The sequence below is a fragment of the Thermotalea metallivorans genome, assembly GCF_001562415.1.
Lineage (GTDB): Bacteria > Bacillota > Clostridia > Peptostreptococcales > Thermotaleaceae > Thermotalea > Thermotalea metallivorans.
Window position 1 is genome coordinate 13,910 of sequence record NZ_LOEE01000046.1, and the last position, 19,379, is coordinate 33,288.

Here is a 19,379-nt window from a genome sequence, read left to right on the forward strand (position 1 = left end):
CATTTTTTTCCCTTGTTTTTTTTTCTTCCCTGTCCTATAATAGTATTATGGATATTGATATTTTTTACATTTTTGTCATAATATTACTTAACTTGACAGCATCTCTTGGCAGTCCAAGAGCCTTTTTGAGTTTTTTGTCATTTTTTGAAAGGGGGAAAATAAAATGTCGAACAATGAACTAAAGAAAAAAATTGAAGCATTGCATACACAACTTGAAATGCTTATCAAAGGAAATAATTATAATCTATTGGCCTGTTCTATTCTCGAATGCAGCCAAGAACTTGATGAACTTATCGCAGCCTATATGCGTGTCAATTAAAATAGATCTTCTCCGGATCAGCCTCATGTATATCTATTTACCTTTGCAGCAAACTAATAGTAGATGAAGAAAAAGGAGGCTGTATCATGGATAACGGGAATATAAAAACCTTAAACACAATCTTGAAAGGTGAACACATGGCCATTCATGCCTTTGATGACATATTGGGCATACTGGAGGATTCCTCCCTAAAAAACGAATTCTATCAAATGCAGCGGATCCATAAAGAAAATGCCATGAGACTATCTGACCGTATTATTCAACTTGGTGGTCATCCCCAAGAAAGTCAGGGTTTTGCCGGCCTTATGGCGGAAACAATGCTAAAAATAAAAACATCCCTCCGGCATCACCCTCAGTATATCATCAACACACTGGCAGAGGCTGAAGATAAAGGGATTCAAGCTGCCCAAGAAGCAGCAAAAGGAAATCTGGACCAAGAAAGTGCCGTCATCGTAGAGGATATATTGAGACGTGATCGCACCAATACAGCAAGATTGAGGGAGCTTTCCGTCAGATATCAATAAGCATCAAAAAAACACCGATAGCCATCGGTGTTTTTTGATATATAGAGAATATTATCTCTTTGAGAATTGTGGCGCACGTCTTGCAGCCTTTAAACCGTATTTCTTTCTTTCCTTCATTCTTGGGTCCCTTGTTAAAAAGCCGGCCTTCTTCAAAATCGGTCTAAGCTCTTCATCTGCTTTTAATAATGCTCTGGCAATCCCGTGTCTTAAAGCACCTGCCTGTCCTGTAAATCCGCCGCCCTCAACCTTGGCAATTACATCGAATTTGCCTTCTGTTTCAGTAAGCACCAGGGGCATTCTGATTTCTCTTTTCAGAGTTTCATAGTCACAGTAATTATCTATATCTCGTCCATTGATGGTAATTCTTCCTTCTCCCGGAACCAACCTTACCCTTGCCACGGAAGTTTTTCTTCTGCCTGTTCCATAGTATTGTACTCTAGCCATCGAATTTCCTCCTCCCTATACAGTTCTATATGTCAAGAACTTCAGGCTTCTGAGCTTGATGATTGTGCTCAGCACCAGCGTATACTTTTAATTTTTTGAACATTTTTCTTCCCAAACTGTTCTTTGGCAGCATACCCTTTACAGCCAATTCCACAGCTTTTGTCGGCTTCTTTGCCATTAACTCTCTGGCTGTCATTTCTTTCAATCCGCCAGGATGTCCGGAGTGATGTCTATACAGTTTTTGATCTAACTTTTTCCCTGTAAACTCAACCTTATCTGCATTAATTACAATGACATAATCACCTGTATCCACATGGGGCGTATAAATCGGTTTCTTTTTCCCTCTTAAGATTGATGCAACTTCAGTAGCCAAACGACCTAGCGTTTTTCCTTCTGCATCAACCACATACCATTTTCTTTCAATTTCACGTGGCTTCGCAACGAAAGATTTCATATATTTTTACCTCCCTATCACTGCATTTCAGAATCATCATTTCACGCATCTCTATATCTCAAAAAAACCCGGGGCTAGTGGATTTTTTCATATGCAAACTCTTTTACTATTCTAATACATGTTGCCGTGTGTGTCAAGGAATATTTCAGTTTTTTTCATAAAACACTTCCGCTAAATACAAGCCTTGGGGGGGTGCTGTATGGCCTGCCCGTGTTCTATCTTTTGAAAGAATAATCTGTGGAATATCTTTCGATAATATTTTGCCTTTTCCTACATCTACCAGTGTTCCTGCGATAATGCGTACCATATTGTATAAAAAACCGTTCCCTGCTACTTCTATTGTCATTATCTCCCCTTCCCGGTATACATGAAGGGAATCTATTCTCCTTACTGTATCCTTCACATTGCTGCCTGATGCCATAAAGGCATAAAAATCATGCTCTCCCCAAAAAAACTTGCTGGCCTCTTTGATTGCTTCCATATGCAGCACATTAGGCACAAAATATGCATAATTCCTATAAAGAGGACTCCTAAGGCTGCTGTTGTAGATTTTATAAATATATTTTTTGCCCGTTGCAGAATATCGGGCATGAAATTTCATGTCTACCTCTACCGCTTCCTTGATGGCAACATCATCAGGAAGAAGGGCATTTGCGGCCAAGGGAATCTTTTCCACGGGGATGCTGAAAGTCTCCACAAAATTGGCTACTTGTCCCATGGCATGGACCCCAGCATCTGTTCTCCCAGAGCCATGAACAACTATCTTTTTCTTGATTATCTTGCTCAAGGCCTTTTCAATTTCTTCCTGTACCGTTCTCTCTTTTTCTTGCCTTTGCCATCCATGAAATCCTGTTCCGTCATATTCAATTGTCAGTTTTACGTTTTTCATGGAATCACCTATCCTTTAGAATCGGTCTATGACTACAGCAACCAATAGGACTGTCACCAAAAGAAAGGCTGCCATATCCCTGCCATGAAAAGATAGTTCCTTCATTCTAGTGCGATTTTCCCCACCACGGTAACATCTGGCTTCCATGGCCATGGCCAATTCGTCGGCCCTCCTGAAAGCACTGATAAACAGGGGTACCAGCAGAGGTACCAAACTTTTGGCCCGGTTGATAATATTTCCACTTTCAAAATCAGCCCCCCTTGCCATTTGGGCCTTCATGATCTTATCGGTTTCCTCCAATAGGGTTGGAATAAATCTTAGGGCAATGGTCATCATCATGGCCAGCTCATGGGCGGGCACCCCAAAACGTTTCAAAGGATCCAACAACTTTTCAATACCATCCGTTAATTGGATAGGAGATGTGGTCAATGTCAGCATCGATGTCCCAATGATCAACAGGATCAGTCGTATACCCATAAAAACCGCCTGTATCACACCTTCCTTTGTAACATCCAAAGGCCCCAGCTGATAAATAATTTCTCCTTTGGTCATGAATATATTGATGCCAAAGGTTAAGATAATAATCAAAAATAATGGCTTCAATCCTCTTACCATAAAGGGGAAAGGTACTTTTGAGAGAAGTACCGAAACTGTCAAGAAAAGGAGCACGTAGCCATAGGCCACAAAATTTTTTACTAGGAACAAGGCAGTGATATATACAAAGGTAGCCACAATTTTTACCCTTGGATCTAAACGATGAATAATTGAATCTACCGGATAGTATTGTCCAATTGTAATATCCCTAAGCATATCATTTTCTCCTTAGCCAGTTTAGTATTTCTTGTTTTGCCTCTTCGATGGTCAAAAGGTCTTCCCGTACGGGTTGCCCCAAATTTTTCAACTTTCTCATCAGGTAAGTAATCTGTGGAACAGCAAGACCTATACTCTCCAACAATTCAACATGTTTAAAGACTTCCCTGGGTGCTCCCGTCAATGCTGCCTTCCCCTGATGCATAACAATAATCCGGTCTACCAATCTTGCAATATCCTCCATGCTGTGGGAAACCAGAATAATGGTCATTTGATATTTTTTATGGAGATTCTTGATTTGATCCAATATCTCGTCCCTGCCCCTAGGATCCAATCCTGCGGTAGGCTCATCCAAAATGAGCACCTCGGGTTTCATGGCCAGCACGCCTGCAATGGCCACCCTGCGTCTTTGCCCTCCACTCAACTCAAAGGGAGATCGATCCTTGACGTCGGCAAAGGACAGCCCTACCAATTCCATGGCTTCCGTTACCCGTCGATGGATTTCTTCTTCGGATAAGCCTAAGTTCATGGGGCCAAAGGCCACATCCTTATAAACAGTTTCTTCAAATAACTGATGCTCCGGATACTGAAAAACAAGTCCCACCTTCTGCCGGACCTCCCGCAACTTTACATCCTTTCCGGTAATATCAAGACCATTCATGAGAATTTTGCCAGAAGTGGGCTTTAACAAACCGTTAAAATGCTGGATCAATGTAGATTTCCCTGACCCCGTATGGCCGATAAGTCCAATAAATTCTCCTGTCCCTATCTCCAGATTGATATGATCAAGGGCTACCGTTTCAAAAGGACTGCCAGGATTATAAACATGGGTTAAATCTTCTATAACAATTGACATAAGTGTATCACCATCTCATCCACTGTAAGTATATCCCCAGGGACATTTAATCCGCTCTTGATAAGCTGATGGGCTAATTCTGTCACCTGCGGCACATCCAATCCAAGTTTTTTTAAGGTATCCACCTGGGTGAAAACCTCCCTGGGTTTCCCCTCCAAGACAATGTTGCCATTTTCCATAACGATGACACGATCGGCATTGACAGCCTCGTCCATAAAATGGGTAATATGGACAATTGTGATACCTTCTTCTCTATTTAATCGTTGAATTGTGTCCATGACTTCCCTCCGGCCGGAAGGGTCCAGCATGGCCGTTGGTTCATCTAAAATAATGCATTTGGGCCGCATGGCAATAATCCCTGCAATAGCAATTCTCTGTTTTTGCCCACCGGACAAAAGATGGGGTCCTTTTTTCCTATGTTCAGTCATTCCAACAGAACGAAGGGCTTCATCTACCCGAATCCTTATCTCCTTGGGTGGAATTCCCAGGTTTTCAGGTCCAAAGGCAATATCTTCCTCCACAACGGTAGCTACGATCTGGTTGTCAGGATTTTGAAAAACCATCCCCGCCGTTTGCCGGATATCCCAAACATTTTTCTCATCGGCAGTATCGAGTCCGCTCACATAGACCTTCCCCCCGCTTGGAAGCAAAAGGGCATTGATATGCTTTGCCATCGTTGACTTCCCTGATCCGTTATGCCCAATCACCACAACGAATTCCCCTTGCCTTATACTGAGGGATATTTTCTTTAAAGCCGTCACTTTTTCATTTTCTTCGCTTTTATACACATAAACCAAATCTTTGATTTCTATGATATTTTCCATTCCATCTGCCCTCACATTATGACCTATATAAACATACAATTCGAAAAGTTCATCGATGCTTTTCTTGAAGAAGAAATTTTTGTATAGTGATTACCTTGTTGTTAGTTATCTGCTGCCAGCTAAAGGTATTCCCCTACATTTCCCATGAATTAGAACAAAGTCTTCCGTTAGAAGATTTAAGGGAAGACTCTATGGAAATACATGAGGGAAATTATAACTTATCTGCAATTTATGAAAGTGCATCATTTGCTATGTGTTATAATAAAGGGACTAAGCTTGCCACTTAATCCCTGTTCTGCATTACACCAGCTCTAATATAACCATTTCCGCTGCATCTCCTCTGCGAGGTCCCAGCTTCATGATTCTTGTATAGCCACCATTTCTTTCTTTGTATTTGGGTGCAATTTCATCAAATAGGTTCTTCACTACTGTCTCATCAAATACATACGCCAATACTTGTCGTCTGGCATGAAGATCTCCTCTTTTTGCAAGGGTAATCATTTTTTCAGCCATCTTGCGGGTTTCTTTTGCCCTCATTTCAGTAGTTTGAATTCGTCCTTCTCTTAACAGACTTGTAACAAGATTTCTCAGCATTAAATTTCTGTGATCTGTGGGACGGCCTAATTTACGATGTCCTGCCATGTCTTTCCCTCCTTTTGACCTATTTTACTCATCACTAGGTTTTAAGTCTAAGCCAAGTTCCTGAAGCTTCTGTTGTACTTCTTCAAGGGATTTTTTACCTAGATTTCTTACTTTCATCATATCTTCTTCTGTTTTCTGTGTCAGTTCCTGCACAGTATTAATTCCTGCTCTCTTTAGACAGTTGTAGGATCTGACAGAAAGATCAAGCTCTTCTATGGTCATTTCCAATACTTTTTCTTTCTTATCTTCTTCTTTTTCTACCATAATTTCTACATTGTCAATATGGCTAGTCAGATTAATGAATAAATTTAAATGTTCATTCATAATCTTTGCTCCGAGGGAAGCTGCTTCATCGGGCTTAATACTTCCGTCTGTCCATATCTCTAACGTAAGCTTATCATAATCCGTAACCTGCCCGACCCTTGTATTTTCAACATAATAACTTACTTTATTAACGGGTGTGTAGATAGAGTCCACAGGAATGATAGCAATCGGCATATGCTCTGTTTTATTATTTTCTGCAGGCACATATCCTCTGCCTCTGTTTAAGGAGATTTCCATCACAAGTTTTGCATCATCCTCAAGGGTGGCGATATGCAAATCAGGGTTTAATATCTCCACATCGGCATCTGCAATGATATCTCCTGCCGTAACCTTTCCGGGTCCCTTTGCATCAATCCGAACAATTTTCGGTCCATCTGCATGCATTTTGGCAGATAAGCTTTTTAAATTCAGGATAATTTCCGCTACGTCCTCTTTTACTCCGGGAACCGTTGAAAACTCATGAAGTACACCTTCAATTTTGACAGATGTCACTGCTACACCGGGTAAAGAGGAAAGAAGTATCCTGCGCAAGCTGTTGCCTAATGTAATCCCATAACCTCTCTCGAGGGGTTCCACCACAAATTTCCCATAAGTATTGTCCGGACTTAACTCTACACATTCTATTTTTGGCTTTTCGATTTCTATCATTAACTTGACCCTCCTTATAAATTTTCTATCTATAACTTCATGAGGGTAACTGATTCTAAAACTATCACTAGCCTATATATTATCTGGAATACAACTCTACAATTAAATGCTCAGCGATTGGTATATCAATATCTTCTCTTGTCGGAAGTGAAACCACTTTGCCCTCTAGATTTTCATAGTTTACTTGCACCCAATTTGGCACATTTACAGCAATTTCTGCTCTTTCCTTAAACTTCACTGAGCTCATACTCTTTTCCCTTACTTTGATTGCGTCGCCCACAGAAACCAAGTAAGATGGAATATCCACTTTATTGCCGTTTACACTAAAATGTCCGTGTCTTACCAATTGTCTAGCTTCTTTCCTGGATGCAGCAAAACCCATTCTGTATACTACGTTATCTAGTCTCATTTCCAACAGCCTTAACAAGTTTTCACCCGTAATGCCTGGCATTTTTTCTGCCCTTTCAAATAAGTGTCTGAATTGGGTTTCGAGTATGCCATAGAATCTCTTTGCTTTTTGCTTTTCTCTTAGTTGAAGTCCATAGTTAGAAAGCTTCTTTCTATTTTGCCCGTGCTGTCCGGGTGCATATCCTCTTCTTGCAATTGCACATTTATCTGTATAGCATCTTTCGCCCTTTAAGTATAACTTTTGTCCTTCTCGACGACAAAGTCTACAAACTGGTCCCGTATATCTTGCCATTATCCTTACACCTCCTAATCCTAATTAAACTCTTCTGCGCTTTGGCGGTCTGCAACCATTATGGGGCACCGGTGTAACGTCTTTGATCAGGTTGATCTCTAAGCCTGCCGCCTGTAATGATCTGATTGCCGCTTCACGACCAGCTCCTGGTCCCTTCACATATACTTCTACCGTTCTTAACCCGTGTTCCATTGCAGCCTTTGCTGCCGTTTCTGCTGCCATCTGGGCAGCAAATGGAGTAGATTTTCTTGAACCCTTAAAGCCAAGCGCACCGGCACTTGCCCATGAAATCGCATTGCCTTGTAAGTCAGTAAGGGTAACAATTGTATTGTTAAAAGTTGACTGAATATGAGCTTGCCCACGTTCTATATTTTTACGTTCGCGTCTTCTCTTACGAACTTTTTTTACTGCCTTTTTCGCTACCATATGCCTTTACCCTCCTTTATCTATTTCTTTTTCTTACGGCCAACAGTCTTTCTAGGTCCTTTTCTTGTTCTAGCGTTTGTCTTTGTTCTTTGACCTCTTACCGGCAAGTTTCTTCTATGACGAATACCTCTATAACAGCCGATTTCTTTTAATCGCTTAATGTTTAAAGCGATTTCACGTCGAAGATCTCCTTCTACCTTATACTCATTGTCGATAATTTGTCTTAGCTTACCTACTTCTTCCTCTGTAAGGTCTCTTACCCTTGTATCAGGATTGATACCTGCTTTTTCCAAAATTATGTTGGATGTTTTTCTTCCGATACCAAAAATATATGTTAAGCCTATTTCTACCCTTTTCTCTCTTGGTAAGTCAACGCCTGCGATTCTAGCCATTTTTATCTTACACCTCCTAAACTTTACGCCTTGATATCCTAATGAAAATCCGCACAAAATCCTCTATAAAGTTTTCCATAGAAGATTTTGCTTTCGTGGGTTGCAGGAATTACAAAATGCTCCACTGCCTGTGGAGGAACTATAATCTCCCGTCCCCTATCAAAAATATAGTATATATTCTTATTAGTAATAAGTAGATTAATGTCCATAAAGGCATTAACCCAGCCGCGCCTTATTTACTAATATACACAACTTTTAATTATACTAAATTGCATTGTAAAATACCAGCTTTTTTTCAGAGAAGCCAGCTTAACCTTGCTTTTGCTTATGCTTAGGATTTTCGCAGATCACCATGACTCTTCCTTTTCGTTTGATGATCTTGCATTTTTCACATATTGGTTTCACTGATGGTCTAACCTTCACTGTTATCCCTCCTTAATCACTTACCGCGCCAAGTTATTCTGCCTCTGGTCAAATCATAAGGTGATAATTCTAATGTCACTTTATCACCAGGCAATATCCGAATGAAATTCATTCTAAGCTTACCGGAAATATGGGCCAATATCTCATGGCCATTTTCTAATTTTACTTTAAACATGGCATTCGGCAGGGCTTCAACAACTATTCCCTGTACCTCAATCACATCATCCTTTGCCATTCGGAAATCAGACCTCCTATTCCTGGGTTAACTAAGCCCCAGTTTTTCCAGTTCACGCCTAAGAAGTAAATTGCTAATCTTTCCTTTGTTTTTGATCTGCTGTTTCACTTCTTCGGAGATAATATTATATTTGGCCAAATGTCGAACTTTTTTTTTCTTTGGCTTATCTGCTTTCCTCAAATCTCCGTCAGCAATCAAAACATATTGATGGTCTACGATACCAATTACAATAAAAACCCGATCCTTGTCTCTGCCTGCTTTGGACTTTACAACTTGGCCAATTGATACCTCAAGGGTTGTATCCACCTGCTTCACCTCTTTATCTAATCTAAAGATTTGTCAGAATCACCGGTTCATCTTTTGTGATCGCTACTGTATGCTCATAATGGGCCGACATTTTACCGTCCATTGTCACAACTGTCCAGTTATCCAGCAATGTCTTTACGTTATAAGTTCCCATGTTTACCATGGGCTCGATGGCCAATACCATTCCCTCCATCAGCCTTGGGCCCTTTCCCGGCGGGCCAAAGTTGGGGATCTGAGGGTCTTCATGCATCTTCTGGCCGATTCCGTGACCTACGAAGTCTCTGACAACAGAAAAACCGTTGCTTTCCACATGGGTCTGAATTGCATGGGAAATATCCGATAGACGGTTCCCTTCCCTGCAAAATTTCAATCCCTCATAAAAACTTTGCCTTGTTACTTCAATCAGCTTCAAGGCTTCTTCGCTCACCTGTCCTACAGGATGGGTTTTGGCCGCATCCCCATAATATCCATGATAAACCGCACCGATATCTATACTAATAATATCGCCATCTTTTAATGTTTTTAATCCCGGTATTCCGTGAACTACTTCCTCATTGACAGAGGTACATATGCTTGCAGGAAACCCGTGGTATCCCTTAAAAGCCGGTATCGCTTTATGCCTTAATATTTCCCGTTCAGCAATTTCATCTAATTCCTTTGTCGTGATCCCTGGTTTGACTGCATCTTTTAGTACTTCATGAACATAGGCTACAATTTTGCCTGCTTCCCGCATATATTCAACTTCCTTGTTTGACTTAAGAATAATCATTGGCCTACGCTCCCAAGGCAGCCACAATATCTTCAAATACTTTGGATATATCTTGTTCTCCATCGATGGTCACGAGAATATTTCTTTGCTTATAATAATCGATCAGCGGCTGCGTTTCCTTTAGATATACTTCAATTCTTTTTGTAACTGTCTCTTCGTTATCATCAGCTCTTTGATACAAGCTACCCCCACATTTGTCACATATGCCGTCCTTTGATGGAGGATGAAACTTGATGTGATAGGTTGCCCCGCATGCTTTGCAGATCCTCCTGCCTACGGCTCTCTCAATCAAAACATTTTTATCCACTGTCACATTGATTGCCTTATCAAGACTTGCATTCATGCCAGCCAATGCTTCATCCAATGCTTCAGCCTGCTTAACGGTTCTAGGGAATCCATCCAGCAGAAAACCCTTCGCACAATCTGCTTCCTTTAATCGCTCTTCCACGATCGCTACTACCACATCATCCGGTACTAGGAGACCTTGATCCATATATTCCTTTGCCTTCTTGCCCAATGTTGTACCTTCTTGAATATTCTTTCGAAAAATATCCCCTGTTGAAATATGAGGAATATTGTATCTCTCCACAATTCCTGCAGCTTGTGTTCCTTTCCCTGCTCCCGGAGGTCCTAATAAGATTAATCTCATTAAATACCATCTCCTAGATTATGATTAAGTATAAGCCATGGGGAAGTTTCCCCATGTCCCTACTCACAGTTTATTTTAAAAACCCTTGATAATGTCTCATCATCATTTGTGCTTCAATTTGCTTCATTGTCTCTATTGCTACCCCTACGGCAATCAGTAGGCTCGTTCCGCCAAAGGTCATTTGAATGCTTGTAAATTTCAGCATCAGTGTCGGAATTACTGCAATGATTGCCAAGAATATGGCGCCTGCCAGTGTAATTCGCGTTAAGACTCTATCTAAATATTCAGCCGTTGGTTTCCCTGGCCTGATTCCCGGAATAAAGCCTCCATGCTGTTTCATATTGTCCGCTACCTGTTGGGGATTGAATGTAACGGCCGTATAGAAATATGTGAAGAATATAATCAGCATCATATTTAAAATAGAGTATACCCAGATTCCGGGATTTCCTGCCGGTGAAAGCCATTTTTCAACCCAGTTGGAGAAGGCGCCGCCCCGGAAGAAATAAGTAATCGTCAACGGGAATTGCAGTAGAGAAATTGCAAAGATTACCGGAATTACTCCCGCTTGATTTACTTTTAAAGGTATATGGGTGCTGTGCCCCCCATACATTTTTCTTCCCACAACTCTTTTGGCATACTGTACCGGTATTTTTCTCGTCCCTTGTTGGATTGCCACAACGCCTGCAATGATGATCACAGCCAAAACGGTAAACAGAAGTACGTTGAAAATACTTACTTCTCCAATTTTCATCTTTTGTACTGTTTGGATAATCCCCACAGGAACTCTGGAAACAATTCCTGTAAAAATGATTAAGGAGATGCCGTTTCCGATGCCGTTTTCCGTGATTTGCTCCCCTAACCACATGAGGAAAGCTGTACCTGCCGTGAGCGTAATCACAACTACGGATACAGAAAAGAAGTCTCTTTCGATCAACGCTTGATTAAATAATCCCACGCTCACACCAGTTGCTTGGATTAACGCCAATACAATGGTTCCATATCGTGTATACTGTGCTATCTTTTTTCTTCCTTCTTCTCCTTCCTTTGCCAATGCTTCCAGGCTGGGAATGGCAATGGTGAGAAGCTGAAGAATGATGGATGCGGTAATATAGGGTGAAATACTTAATGCAAAGATGGTGAAATTGCCAAAGGCTCCTCCGGAGATGAGATTGAAGAAACTAAATAATCCGTTTTCCCCTTGCTCAAATAATTTTGCCAGTACGGCCTTATTCATTCCCGGTACCGGAATGGTTGAACCTAGCCGAAATATGACTAGCATCAATAAAGTATATAGTATTCTTCTTTTCAAATCAGGAATTTTCCAAGCATTTCTTAGGGTTGATAGCACCTTAGATCACCTCTGCCTTTCCTCCAGCCGCTTCGATCTTCTCAATTGCTGACTGACTGAATTTGTGAGCCTGCACAATTACTTTCTTTTGCAATTCTCCTTCGCCCAGAATTTTTACCCCATCAACAATTTTACGGATTACTCCCGATTCCAGTAATAATTCCGGCGTAACAGTTGTGCCATCATCAAATCTGTTCAGCGCATCTATATTCACAATAGCCCATTCTTTCTTAAACGGGTTGTTGAAACCTCTCTTTGGCAGTCTTCTATATAGAGGCATTTGTCCACCTTCAAATCCAGGTCTTACACCGCCGCCAGAACGGGCTCCTTGTCCTTTTTGTCCGCGGCCACCTGTTTTTCCTTGTCCAGTAGCAGTACCTCTACCCAATCTTTTTCTATTTTTTGTTGAACCCTCAGCCGGTCTTAACTCATGCAGTTTCATGGTTACACCTCCTTAGCCTATATTTCTTCTACTACTACAAGATGTTTCACTTGATCAATCATTCCTCGGATTTGAGGATTATCTGGCTTTTCTACGACTTGTCTGATTTTTTTAAGACCTAAAGCCTCCACTGTTTTTTTGTGTTTAGGCAGAATGCCGATGGTGCTTCTTACTAAAGTAATTTTTAACTTATTCGCCAAGGCTCTTCCCCCCTAACCTAATAGTTCCTCTACGGATTTACCTCTTAATCTAGCAACTTCTTCTACTGTTTTAAGCTGCTTTAAGCCTTCAATCGTAGCGTTAACCATATTTCTTGAGTTATTTGTACCTAATGATTTGGCTCTGACGTCTTTAATCCCTGCAAGCTCAAGGACAGCTCTTACTGGACCACCGGCGATTACTCCGGTACCCTCTTGGGCTGGCATTAATAATACTTTTCCTGCCCCGAAATGTCCTTGGATTGGATGAGGAATCGTCGTTCCTACTCTTGGTACATAGATTAGGTTCTTCTTCGCATCTTGAATTCCTTTTCTGATGGCATCCGGAATTTCCATGGCCTTGCCAGTTCCGATGCCCACATGGCCATTTTCGTCTCCGACAACGACTAATGCACTGAATCGGAAGGTTCTACCACCTTTTACAACCTTTGTTACACGGCCGATATTTACAACTGTCTCTTTTAAGTCCAGTTTGCTAGCATCAATAATCTGACGTCTCATTCATTTCCCTCCTTCTGTTAGAATTGTAGTCCAGCTTCTCTTGCCGCTTCCGCCAATTCCTTGATTCTACCATGATAAATGTATCCGCCTCTATCAAAAACAACCTTATCGATTCCCTTGTCTAAAGCCCTCTTTGCAACAAATTCGCCCACTAATTTCGCCGCTTCTTTGTTTCCTCCGTAATTGACTTTTTCTTTAATCTCTTTATCTAAAGTGGAAGCAGAAACTAGAGTTGAACCTGTTGTATCGTCAATGATTTGCGCATACATGTTGCTTAAGCTTCTGTATACACTTAATCTTGGACGCTCAGGAGTTCCGAATACTTTTCTACGTACTCTTAGATGTCTGATTTTTCTTTTTGCATTTTTGCTCTCCTTTTTAATCACTTCCTATCACTCCTTTCCTACTTCTTACCTGTTTTACCTTCCTTACGTCTTACTGCTTCATCGGCATATCGGATACCTTTGCCTTTATATGGCTCCGGTTCTCTCCATTCTCTAATCTTTGCAGCATAGTTTCCTACCAGTTGCTTATCAATCCCCTTGACAATAATTTCGTTGGGATTGGGAACCTCTGTTGTAATCCCCGGAGGATCAATCATTTCTACAGGGTGAGAGAAGCCTAAGTTTAATGTAAGCTTATTCCCCTGCTTCGCAGCACGGTAACCAACGCCTACTACTTGAAGCTTTTTCTCATATCCCTTCGTAACACCTTCTACCATATTGTTGATAAGTGTACGGCTTAATCCGTGTAATGATCTGTGGATTTTATTGTTTGTCGGTCTTTCAACAATAAGTTCATTATTTTCTATATGAATCTTCATGTCTTTATTGATTTGCTCTTGCAATTGTCCTTTTGGGCCTTTCACCGTAACCAGATTTTTGCTGTCAACATGTACTTCAACGCCCTGGGGTATTGTGATTGGTTTTCTTCCTATTCTTGACATCGCTGCACCTCCTATACCTTAAAATTATCTATTACCAAATGTAGCAGATAACTTCTCCTCCAACACCTAATTTTCTCGCCTCTTTGTCCGTAACAATTCCGTTGGATGTTGAAAGAATTGCTATTCCAAGACCACCTAATACCTTTGGTATTTCATCTTTCTTCGCATATACTCTCAATCCAGGCTTTGAAATTTTCTTTAACCCAGAGATAACTTTTTCGTTGTTTTTTCCGTACTTCAGTTGAATTCTGATAATCCCCTGCTTTCCGTCTTCAATTACATCATAACCTTTGATGAAACCCTCATTGAATAAAATTTCAGCAATTGCTTTTTTCATATTTGAAGCAGGAATATCTACAGTTTCATGTTTCACTGTATTCGCATTTCTTATACGAGTAAGCATATCTGCAATTGGATCTGTCATCGTCATGGTACAAGTACCTCCTTCCTTATATTTCTACCAGCTTGCTTTTTTCACACCTGGTATTTGCCCTTTATATGCCAGTTCTCTGAAACAAATACGGCATATACCAAATTTTCTTAAATACGCATGGGGTCTTCCACAAATTCTGCATCTATTATATTCTCTTGTTGAGAATTTTTGTTTTCTTTGCTGCTTTATAACAAGAGCTTTTCTAGCCACTATGTTCCCTCCTTATTATCTCGCAAATGGCATTCCTAATAATCTTAACAGTTCACGGGCTTCTTCATCAGTCTTCGCCGTTGTTACGAAGATAATGTCCATCCCACGGACCTTCTCCACTTTGTCATACTCAATTTCAGGGAATATTAACTGTTCTTTAATTCCTAAGGCATAGTTGCCCCTTCCATCAAATGAATTGGGATCAACACCCTTAAAGTCCCTAACCCTTGGCAGTGCAATATTGAATAATCTATCGGCAAATTCGTACATTCTCTCGCCTCTTAGTGTTACCTTGGCACCAACAGGCATTCCTGCACGAACCTTAAAGTTTGCCACGGATTTTTTCGCTCTTGTAACAATCGGTTTTTGTCCTGCAATGGCTGCTAATTCTTCTACCGCAGCTTCTAACAGCTTCGCATTATCCTTTGCATCTCCTAGCCCCATGTTGATAACGATTTTTTCTAATTTTGGTATTTCCATTGGACTTTTATATTGAAACTTTTCCATTAAGGCTTTTATGATATCTTTTGTATATAATTCTTTTAGTCTGGCTGTCACCGTTTGAACCTCCCTTCAGCTTTCGGTTTTACTCTATGATTTCTCCGGACTTTTTGGAAACTCTAACTTTTTTACCGTTTTCCAGGATCTTATAACCAACTCTTGTGGGAGCCTTTGCCTTTGGATCCCATAGCATCACGTTTGAAACGTGGATTGGTCCTTCCTGATGAATAATACCGCCCTGTTGCACCTTGGCACTTGGCTTTTGATGCTTCGTAATCATGTTCACACCTTCAACGATTACTCTGTTTTTTTTCGGCATTGCCACCAACACTTTGCCTTTTTTTCCTTTATCTTTACCTGATATTACGACAACTGTATCGCCTTTTTTAACGTGCATCCGTTACACCTCCTCGAACTATAGCACTTCTGGCGCAAGGGATACGATCTTCATGAAATCTCTTTCTCTTAATTCCCTTGCTACTGGTCCGAAAATACGAGTTCCTACCGGGTTTTTATCTTCCTTTATGATAACCGCTGCATTTTCATCAAACTTAATATAGCTTCCGTCAGCTCTTCTTGCTCCCTGCTTGCTTCTCACAATTACAGCCTTTACTACCTGGCCTTTTTTAACAACACCGCCTGGTGTTGCATCTTTAACTGAACAAACAATTATATCACCGATATTCGCATATTTTCTCTTGGAACCCCCTAATACACGAATGCATAATAATTCTTTTGCCCCAGAATTATCCGCAACTCTTAAGCGTGATTCTTGTTGGATCATGGTAATACCTCCCTTCAGCTATACGATTACTTCGCTCTTTCCATGATTGAAACCAGTCTCCATCTTTTTTCTTTGCTTAATGGCCTAGTTTCCATGATTCTTACCTTATCGCCGATTCTACATTCATTGTTTTCATCGTGTGCTTTAAATTTCTTTGTTCTTTTTACCGCTTTTCCGTATAGCGGATGACGTACAAAATCTTCTACAGCAACAACAATGGTTTTATCCATTTTGTCACTAACTACGCGTCCTACTCTCGTCTTTCTTCTTGCTCTTTCCACGAGTAAAGCCCTCCTTCCCTATTCTTATCTATGCATTTGCCTGTTTTATTTCTTTTTCTCTAAGGATGGTTTGAATACGTGCTATATCTTTTCGAACTTTTTTCACTTGCATTGGATTTTCAAGCTGTCCCGTAGCCAATTGGAATCTTAAGTTGAAAAGCTCGCCTTTAAGTTCCGTTAATTTTAGATTTAACTCTTGCACAGTCATTTCACGAAGCTTATTAGCTTTCATTAGCTTCACCACCCTTTTCTCCCATCTCTTTACGTGTCACGAACTTGCATTTGATCGGCAACTTATGCATTGCAAGTCTCATGGCTTCTCTTGCCTTTTCTTCAGTAACACCTGCTAATTCGAACATTACCCTTCCAGGTTTTACAACTGCTACCCAATATTCTGGAGAACCTTTACCGGCACCCATACGTGTTTCAGCTGGCTTCTGCGTAATGGGCTTGTGCGGGAAGATTTTAATCCAAACCTTTCCCCCTCTTTTGATATATCTTGTCATTGCAATTCTGGCAGCTTCAATTTGATTCGAAGTAATCCAAGCCGGCTCTAAAGCCATCAATCCATATTCTCCGTAAGTAATTGTATTACCTCTTTGTGCCGTACCCTTCATTCTGCCTCTATGCACTCTACGACGCTTTACTCTTTTAGGCATTAACATCGTCCGTTTCCTCCTTCCCTCAGTCAATTACGCTTGCTCTTCGTTCCCTTTATTTTCTTTGCGCGGTTTGAAATCTTTATTTCGATTCGGCTTGCTTGGTTTTTGATTTTGCTGGGCTCTCATCGCTCTTCTGGCCTCTTTTACAGCCTCGCTTGTCTCGGGTAAAATTTCTCCTTTGTATATCCAAGCTTTTACACCGATTTTTCCGTAAGTTGTGTCTGCTTCCGCAAAACCATAGTCTATATCAGCTCTTAAAGTATGCAAAGGTACATTACCTTCACTGTATTTTTCAGTTCTGGCCATTTCAGCGCCGCCCAATCTTCCTGAACATGCAATCTTAATTCCCTTTGCTCCGGCCTTCATAGTCCTTTGGATGGCTTGCTTCATGGCTCTTCTGAAGGATACCCTTCTTTCTAATTGGAAAGCTACATTTTCAGCCACCAACTGTGCTTCCATTTCAGGATTCTTTACTTCATTAATGTTTACCAGTACACCCTTGCCTGTTAGTTTTTCCAGCTCCAATCTTAAATCCTCTACGCCTTGACCGCCTTTTCCGATGACCATGCCAGGCTTCGCAGTAAAGATATTCACTTTCACTTTGTTGTTGGCTGCTCTCTCAATGGTGATTCTGGCAACACCGGAAGCAAACAATTTATCTTTAACGTATTCACGAATCTTATGATCTTCGATTAAAAGGTCTGCAAATTCGCCCTTTTTTGCATACCATTTTGAGTCCCAATCCTTAATGATTCCCACTCTTAAGCCGTGGGGATTAACTTTTTGACCCATTACTTATCCCTCCTTCTTAAGCTCTTTCTTTTAATACAACTCCTACATGGCTTGTTCTCTTTAAAATTTTCACACCGCGACCCATGGATGCCGCTCTCCATCTTTTTAATGTAGGTCCTTGGTTGGCATATACTTCTGCAACATATAATTTATCTACATCCATTTGATGGTTATTTTCCCCATTTGCCATGGCTGATTTGATTACCTTTGCAAGTACAGGGGCCCCTGCCCTTGGTGTGAACTTTAATATTGTTAATGCTTCGTTCGCATTTTTTCCTCTTACAAGATCGCAAATCGGTTTGATCTTTCTTGGAGATATGCGCACATATTTTGCAATTGCTCTAGCTTCCACTTGAGTAACCTCCCTCCGCATCTATCTTACTTCTTTACTTTTGAGGACTTTTCAGTATCCGCATGTCCTCTATAGGTTCTCGTTGGTGCAAATTCACCTAATTTGTGTCCTACCATATCCTCCGTAATATATACAGGAACGTGCTTTTTACCATCATGGACAGCAATGGTGTGTCCGATCATTTCTGGGAATATCGTAGATGCCCGTGACCAAGTCTTTAATACTTTCTTTTCGTTTTTTTCATTCATCTCTTGAATTCTCTTCATTAGCTTCGGTTCAACGTAAGGTCCTTTTTTTAATGATCTGCTCATTCTGCTGTTATCCTCCCTTCAATAACTATACTTTTGGGCACTGAGGACGATGAGGCCAAGGTCTTCATGATTTCCATGACCTCTTTCCCCCTATTACTTTTCGTTTCTTCTCTTAATAATGAATTTATCCGATGCCTTATTTTTCTTCCTTGTCTTATAACCAAGGGCTGGTTTGCCCCAAGGTGTAACCGGTGTCGGTCTACCAATCGGCGATCTTCCTTCTCCACCGCCGTGGGGGTGATCATTCGGGTTCATTACGGAACCTCTTACCGTTGGTCTGATGCCCATATGTCTTTTCCGACCGGCTTTGCCAATAGTAATATTTTCATGGTCTAAGTTGCCTACCTGTCCGATGGTAGCTTTGCAATTAATGCTTACAAGTCTTACCTCTCCGGATGGCAGTCTGACTTGTGCATATTTGTCTTCTTTTGCCATTAACTGTGCAGCATTTCCGGCTGCTCTTGCCAGTTGGCCGCCCTTTCCTGGCTTTAATTCGATGTTATGGATAACAGTACCTACCGGAATATTCTTTAGCGGCAGTGCATTTCCTACTTTAATATCCGCATTTTCTCCTGATACAACCACATCACCAACACTTAATTTGTTGGGTGCAATAATATATCTTTTTTCTCCGTCTGCATATGTCAATAATGCAATATTGGCAGTTCTGTTCGGATCGTATTCAATAGCCGTTACCTTTGCTGGAATACCATCCTTATCTCTCTTGAAATCGATGATTCTATATTTTCTCTTTTGTCCGCCGCCTCTATGACGAACTGTGATTTTACCTTGAGCATTTCTACCAGCATTTTTCTTTAATGTTACCAATAATGACTTTTCAGGTTCTTTCTTTGTGATTTCTTCGAACGTTGAAACCGTCATTTGTCTTAATGCTGGAGAAGTCGGTTTAAACTTCTTGATACCCATCGTAATTTCCCTCCTTCTTCAATCGTACTCCTGGACT

The 19,379-nt window shown here is 40.9% G+C and carries 36 protein-coding genes; 2 read left to right on the forward strand and 34 right to left on the reverse strand.

Going from position 1 to position 19,379, the window contains the following annotated elements; all coding sequences use genetic code 11:
• The first annotated feature begins 163 nt into the window (after positions 1–163).
• Positions 164–319, forward strand: coding sequence for an aspartyl-phosphate phosphatase Spo0E family protein (locus tag AN619_RS15655; protein ID WP_083525087.1), 156 nt, complete (start codon positions 164–166; stop codon positions 317–319).
• Positions 320–405: 86 nt separating this feature from the next.
• A complete protein-coding gene (locus AN619_RS10350) occupies positions 406–843 on the forward strand; it encodes a DUF2383 domain-containing protein (RefSeq protein WP_068556709.1) in 438 nt (145 codons plus the stop codon).
• A gap of 51 nt (positions 844–894) precedes the next feature.
• Here AN619_RS10350 and rpsI read toward each other — a convergent pair whose 3' ends face one another.
• The 34 genes from rpsI to rplB form a co-directional block, all read right to left on the reverse strand.
• Positions 895–1,287, reverse strand: coding sequence for a 30S ribosomal protein S9 (rpsI, locus tag AN619_RS10355; RefSeq protein WP_068556711.1), 393 nt, complete (start codon positions 1,285–1,287; stop codon positions 895–897).
• 25 nt (positions 1,288–1,312) lie between these two features.
• Positions 1,313–1,741, reverse strand: a complete 429-nt coding sequence (gene rplM / locus AN619_RS10360; protein ID WP_068556713.1) for a 50S ribosomal protein L13 — start codon at positions 1,739–1,741, stop codon at positions 1,313–1,315.
• A 145-nt stretch (positions 1,742–1,886) separates the two neighbouring features.
• The gene (gene truA / locus AN619_RS10365; RefSeq protein WP_068556715.1) at positions 1,887–2,630 is read right to left on the reverse strand and encodes a tRNA pseudouridine(38-40) synthase TruA; all 744 of its coding nucleotides are present in this window, start codon (positions 2,628–2,630) and stop codon (positions 1,887–1,889) included.
• A gap of 15 nt (positions 2,631–2,645) precedes the next feature.
• On the reverse strand, positions 2,646–3,440 hold the full coding sequence (locus tag AN619_RS10370) for an energy-coupling factor transporter transmembrane component T family protein (RefSeq protein WP_068556717.1): 795 nt from the start codon (positions 3,438–3,440) through the stop codon (positions 2,646–2,648).
• Between the two features lies 1 nt (position 3,441).
• On the reverse strand, positions 3,442–4,296 hold the full coding sequence (locus AN619_RS10375; RefSeq protein ID WP_068556718.1) for an energy-coupling factor transporter ATPase: 855 nt from the start codon (positions 4,294–4,296) through the stop codon (positions 3,442–3,444).
• Positions 4,281–5,120, reverse strand: a complete 840-nt coding sequence (locus tag AN619_RS10380; protein WP_068556719.1) for an energy-coupling factor transporter ATPase — start codon at positions 5,118–5,120, stop codon at positions 4,281–4,283. The genes AN619_RS10375 and AN619_RS10380 overlap by 16 nt, the downstream gene beginning before the upstream one ends.
• Positions 5,121–5,420: 300 nt before the next feature.
• Complete coding sequence (gene rplQ, locus AN619_RS10385; RefSeq protein WP_068556721.1) at positions 5,421–5,762, reverse strand: 50S ribosomal protein L17; 342 nt, start codon at positions 5,760–5,762, stop codon at positions 5,421–5,423.
• Between the two features lie 24 nt (positions 5,763–5,786).
• The gene (locus tag AN619_RS10390) at positions 5,787–6,734 is read right to left on the reverse strand and encodes a DNA-directed RNA polymerase subunit alpha (RefSeq protein WP_068556723.1); all 948 of its coding nucleotides are present in this window, start codon (positions 6,732–6,734) and stop codon (positions 5,787–5,789) included.
• 79 nt (positions 6,735–6,813) lie between these two features.
• Entirely contained in the window at positions 6,814–7,434 is a 621-nt protein-coding gene (gene rpsD, locus AN619_RS10395; protein ID WP_068556726.1) for a 30S ribosomal protein S4, read from the reverse strand.
• Between the two features lie 24 nt (positions 7,435–7,458).
• A complete protein-coding gene (gene rpsK / locus AN619_RS10400; RefSeq protein ID WP_068556728.1) occupies positions 7,459–7,860 on the reverse strand; it encodes a 30S ribosomal protein S11 in 402 nt (133 codons plus the stop codon).
• 20 nt (positions 7,861–7,880) lie between these two features.
• Positions 7,881–8,252: a 30S ribosomal protein S13 gene (rpsM, locus tag AN619_RS10405; protein WP_068556730.1), complete on the reverse strand. Its 372-nt coding sequence runs from the start codon at positions 8,250–8,252 to the stop codon at positions 7,881–7,883.
• A 309-nt stretch (positions 8,253–8,561) separates the two neighbouring features.
• Complete coding sequence (gene rpmJ, locus AN619_RS10410; RefSeq protein ID WP_025434559.1) at positions 8,562–8,675, reverse strand: 50S ribosomal protein L36; 114 nt, start codon at positions 8,673–8,675, stop codon at positions 8,562–8,564.
• A gap of 16 nt (positions 8,676–8,691) precedes the next feature.
• Positions 8,692–8,910 (reverse strand): translation initiation factor IF-1, encoded by a 219-nt coding sequence (gene infA / locus AN619_RS10415; protein WP_068556732.1) that lies wholly within the window; start codon positions 8,908–8,910, stop codon positions 8,692–8,694.
• 27 nt (positions 8,911–8,937) lie between these two features.
• Positions 8,938–9,216 carry a KOW domain-containing RNA-binding protein gene (locus AN619_RS10420; RefSeq protein ID WP_068556734.1) on the reverse strand — a complete coding sequence of 93 codons (279 nt, stop codon included), beginning with the start codon at positions 9,214–9,216 and terminating at the stop codon, positions 8,938–8,940.
• A 22-nt stretch (positions 9,217–9,238) separates the two neighbouring features.
• Positions 9,239–9,985, reverse strand: coding sequence for a type I methionyl aminopeptidase (gene map / locus AN619_RS10425; protein ID WP_068556735.1), 747 nt, complete (start codon positions 9,983–9,985; stop codon positions 9,239–9,241).
• 4 nt (positions 9,986–9,989) lie between these two features.
• Complete coding sequence (locus AN619_RS10430; protein WP_068556737.1) at positions 9,990–10,634, reverse strand: adenylate kinase; 645 nt, start codon at positions 10,632–10,634, stop codon at positions 9,990–9,992.
• A gap of 70 nt (positions 10,635–10,704) precedes the next feature.
• Entirely contained in the window at positions 10,705–11,982 is a 1,278-nt protein-coding gene (gene secY / locus AN619_RS10435; RefSeq protein WP_068556739.1) for a preprotein translocase subunit SecY, read from the reverse strand.
• A gap of 1 nt (position 11,983) precedes the next feature.
• Positions 11,984–12,424: a 50S ribosomal protein L15 gene (rplO, locus tag AN619_RS10440; protein WP_068556742.1), complete on the reverse strand. Its 441-nt coding sequence runs from the start codon at positions 12,422–12,424 to the stop codon at positions 11,984–11,986.
• A gap of 17 nt (positions 12,425–12,441) precedes the next feature.
• Entirely contained in the window at positions 12,442–12,624 is a 183-nt protein-coding gene (gene rpmD, locus AN619_RS10445) for a 50S ribosomal protein L30 (RefSeq protein WP_068556744.1), read from the reverse strand.
• A 12-nt stretch (positions 12,625–12,636) separates the two neighbouring features.
• Positions 12,637–13,143 carry a 30S ribosomal protein S5 gene (gene rpsE / locus AN619_RS10450; RefSeq protein ID WP_068556746.1) on the reverse strand — a complete coding sequence of 169 codons (507 nt, stop codon included), beginning with the start codon at positions 13,141–13,143 and terminating at the stop codon, positions 12,637–12,639.
• Between the two features lie 17 nt (positions 13,144–13,160).
• Positions 13,161–13,529 carry a 50S ribosomal protein L18 gene (rplR, locus tag AN619_RS10455; RefSeq protein ID WP_068556748.1) on the reverse strand — a complete coding sequence of 123 codons (369 nt, stop codon included), beginning with the start codon at positions 13,527–13,529 and terminating at the stop codon, positions 13,161–13,163.
• 17 nt (positions 13,530–13,546) lie between these two features.
• Positions 13,547–14,089, reverse strand: a complete 543-nt coding sequence (gene rplF / locus AN619_RS10460; protein WP_068556750.1) for a 50S ribosomal protein L6 — start codon at positions 14,087–14,089, stop codon at positions 13,547–13,549.
• A 31-nt stretch (positions 14,090–14,120) separates the two neighbouring features.
• A complete protein-coding gene (gene rpsH, locus AN619_RS10465; protein WP_068556752.1) occupies positions 14,121–14,519 on the reverse strand; it encodes a 30S ribosomal protein S8 in 399 nt (132 codons plus the stop codon).
• A gap of 27 nt (positions 14,520–14,546) precedes the next feature.
• Complete coding sequence (locus tag AN619_RS10470) at positions 14,547–14,732, reverse strand: type Z 30S ribosomal protein S14 (RefSeq protein WP_068556754.1); 186 nt, start codon at positions 14,730–14,732, stop codon at positions 14,547–14,549.
• Between the two features lie 15 nt (positions 14,733–14,747).
• Entirely contained in the window at positions 14,748–15,290 is a 543-nt protein-coding gene (rplE, locus tag AN619_RS10475) for a 50S ribosomal protein L5 (RefSeq protein WP_083525088.1), read from the reverse strand.
• A gap of 28 nt (positions 15,291–15,318) precedes the next feature.
• The gene (gene rplX, locus AN619_RS10480) at positions 15,319–15,630 is read right to left on the reverse strand and encodes a 50S ribosomal protein L24 (protein WP_068556755.1); all 312 of its coding nucleotides are present in this window, start codon (positions 15,628–15,630) and stop codon (positions 15,319–15,321) included.
• Positions 15,631–15,648: 18 nt separating this feature from the next.
• Complete coding sequence (gene rplN / locus AN619_RS10485) at positions 15,649–16,017, reverse strand: 50S ribosomal protein L14 (RefSeq protein WP_068556757.1); 369 nt, start codon at positions 16,015–16,017, stop codon at positions 15,649–15,651.
• Between the two features lie 26 nt (positions 16,018–16,043).
• Positions 16,044–16,298: a 30S ribosomal protein S17 gene (rpsQ, locus tag AN619_RS10490; protein WP_083525089.1), complete on the reverse strand. Its 255-nt coding sequence runs from the start codon at positions 16,296–16,298 to the stop codon at positions 16,044–16,046.
• Positions 16,299–16,326: 28 nt separating this feature from the next.
• Positions 16,327–16,530, reverse strand: a complete 204-nt coding sequence (gene rpmC / locus AN619_RS10495) for a 50S ribosomal protein L29 (protein ID WP_068556759.1) — start codon at positions 16,528–16,530, stop codon at positions 16,327–16,329.
• Positions 16,520–16,963 carry a 50S ribosomal protein L16 gene (gene rplP, locus AN619_RS10500; protein ID WP_068556761.1) on the reverse strand — a complete coding sequence of 148 codons (444 nt, stop codon included), beginning with the start codon at positions 16,961–16,963 and terminating at the stop codon, positions 16,520–16,522. The genes rpmC and rplP overlap by 11 nt, the downstream gene beginning before the upstream one ends.
• A 27-nt stretch (positions 16,964–16,990) precedes the next feature.
• Complete coding sequence (gene rpsC / locus AN619_RS10505) at positions 16,991–17,752, reverse strand: 30S ribosomal protein S3 (RefSeq protein WP_068556763.1); 762 nt, start codon at positions 17,750–17,752, stop codon at positions 16,991–16,993.
• Between the two features lie 16 nt (positions 17,753–17,768).
• Positions 17,769–18,104, reverse strand: a complete 336-nt coding sequence (gene rplV, locus AN619_RS10510) for a 50S ribosomal protein L22 (RefSeq protein WP_083525090.1) — start codon at positions 18,102–18,104, stop codon at positions 17,769–17,771.
• Positions 18,105–18,130: 26 nt separating this feature from the next.
• A complete protein-coding gene (gene rpsS, locus AN619_RS10515) occupies positions 18,131–18,415 on the reverse strand; it encodes a 30S ribosomal protein S19 (protein WP_068556767.1) in 285 nt (94 codons plus the stop codon).
• 93 nt (positions 18,416–18,508) lie between these two features.
• The gene (gene rplB / locus AN619_RS10520) at positions 18,509–19,342 is read right to left on the reverse strand and encodes a 50S ribosomal protein L2 (protein WP_068556768.1); all 834 of its coding nucleotides are present in this window, start codon (positions 19,340–19,342) and stop codon (positions 18,509–18,511) included.
• Between the last annotated feature and the right edge of the window lie 37 nt (positions 19,343–19,379).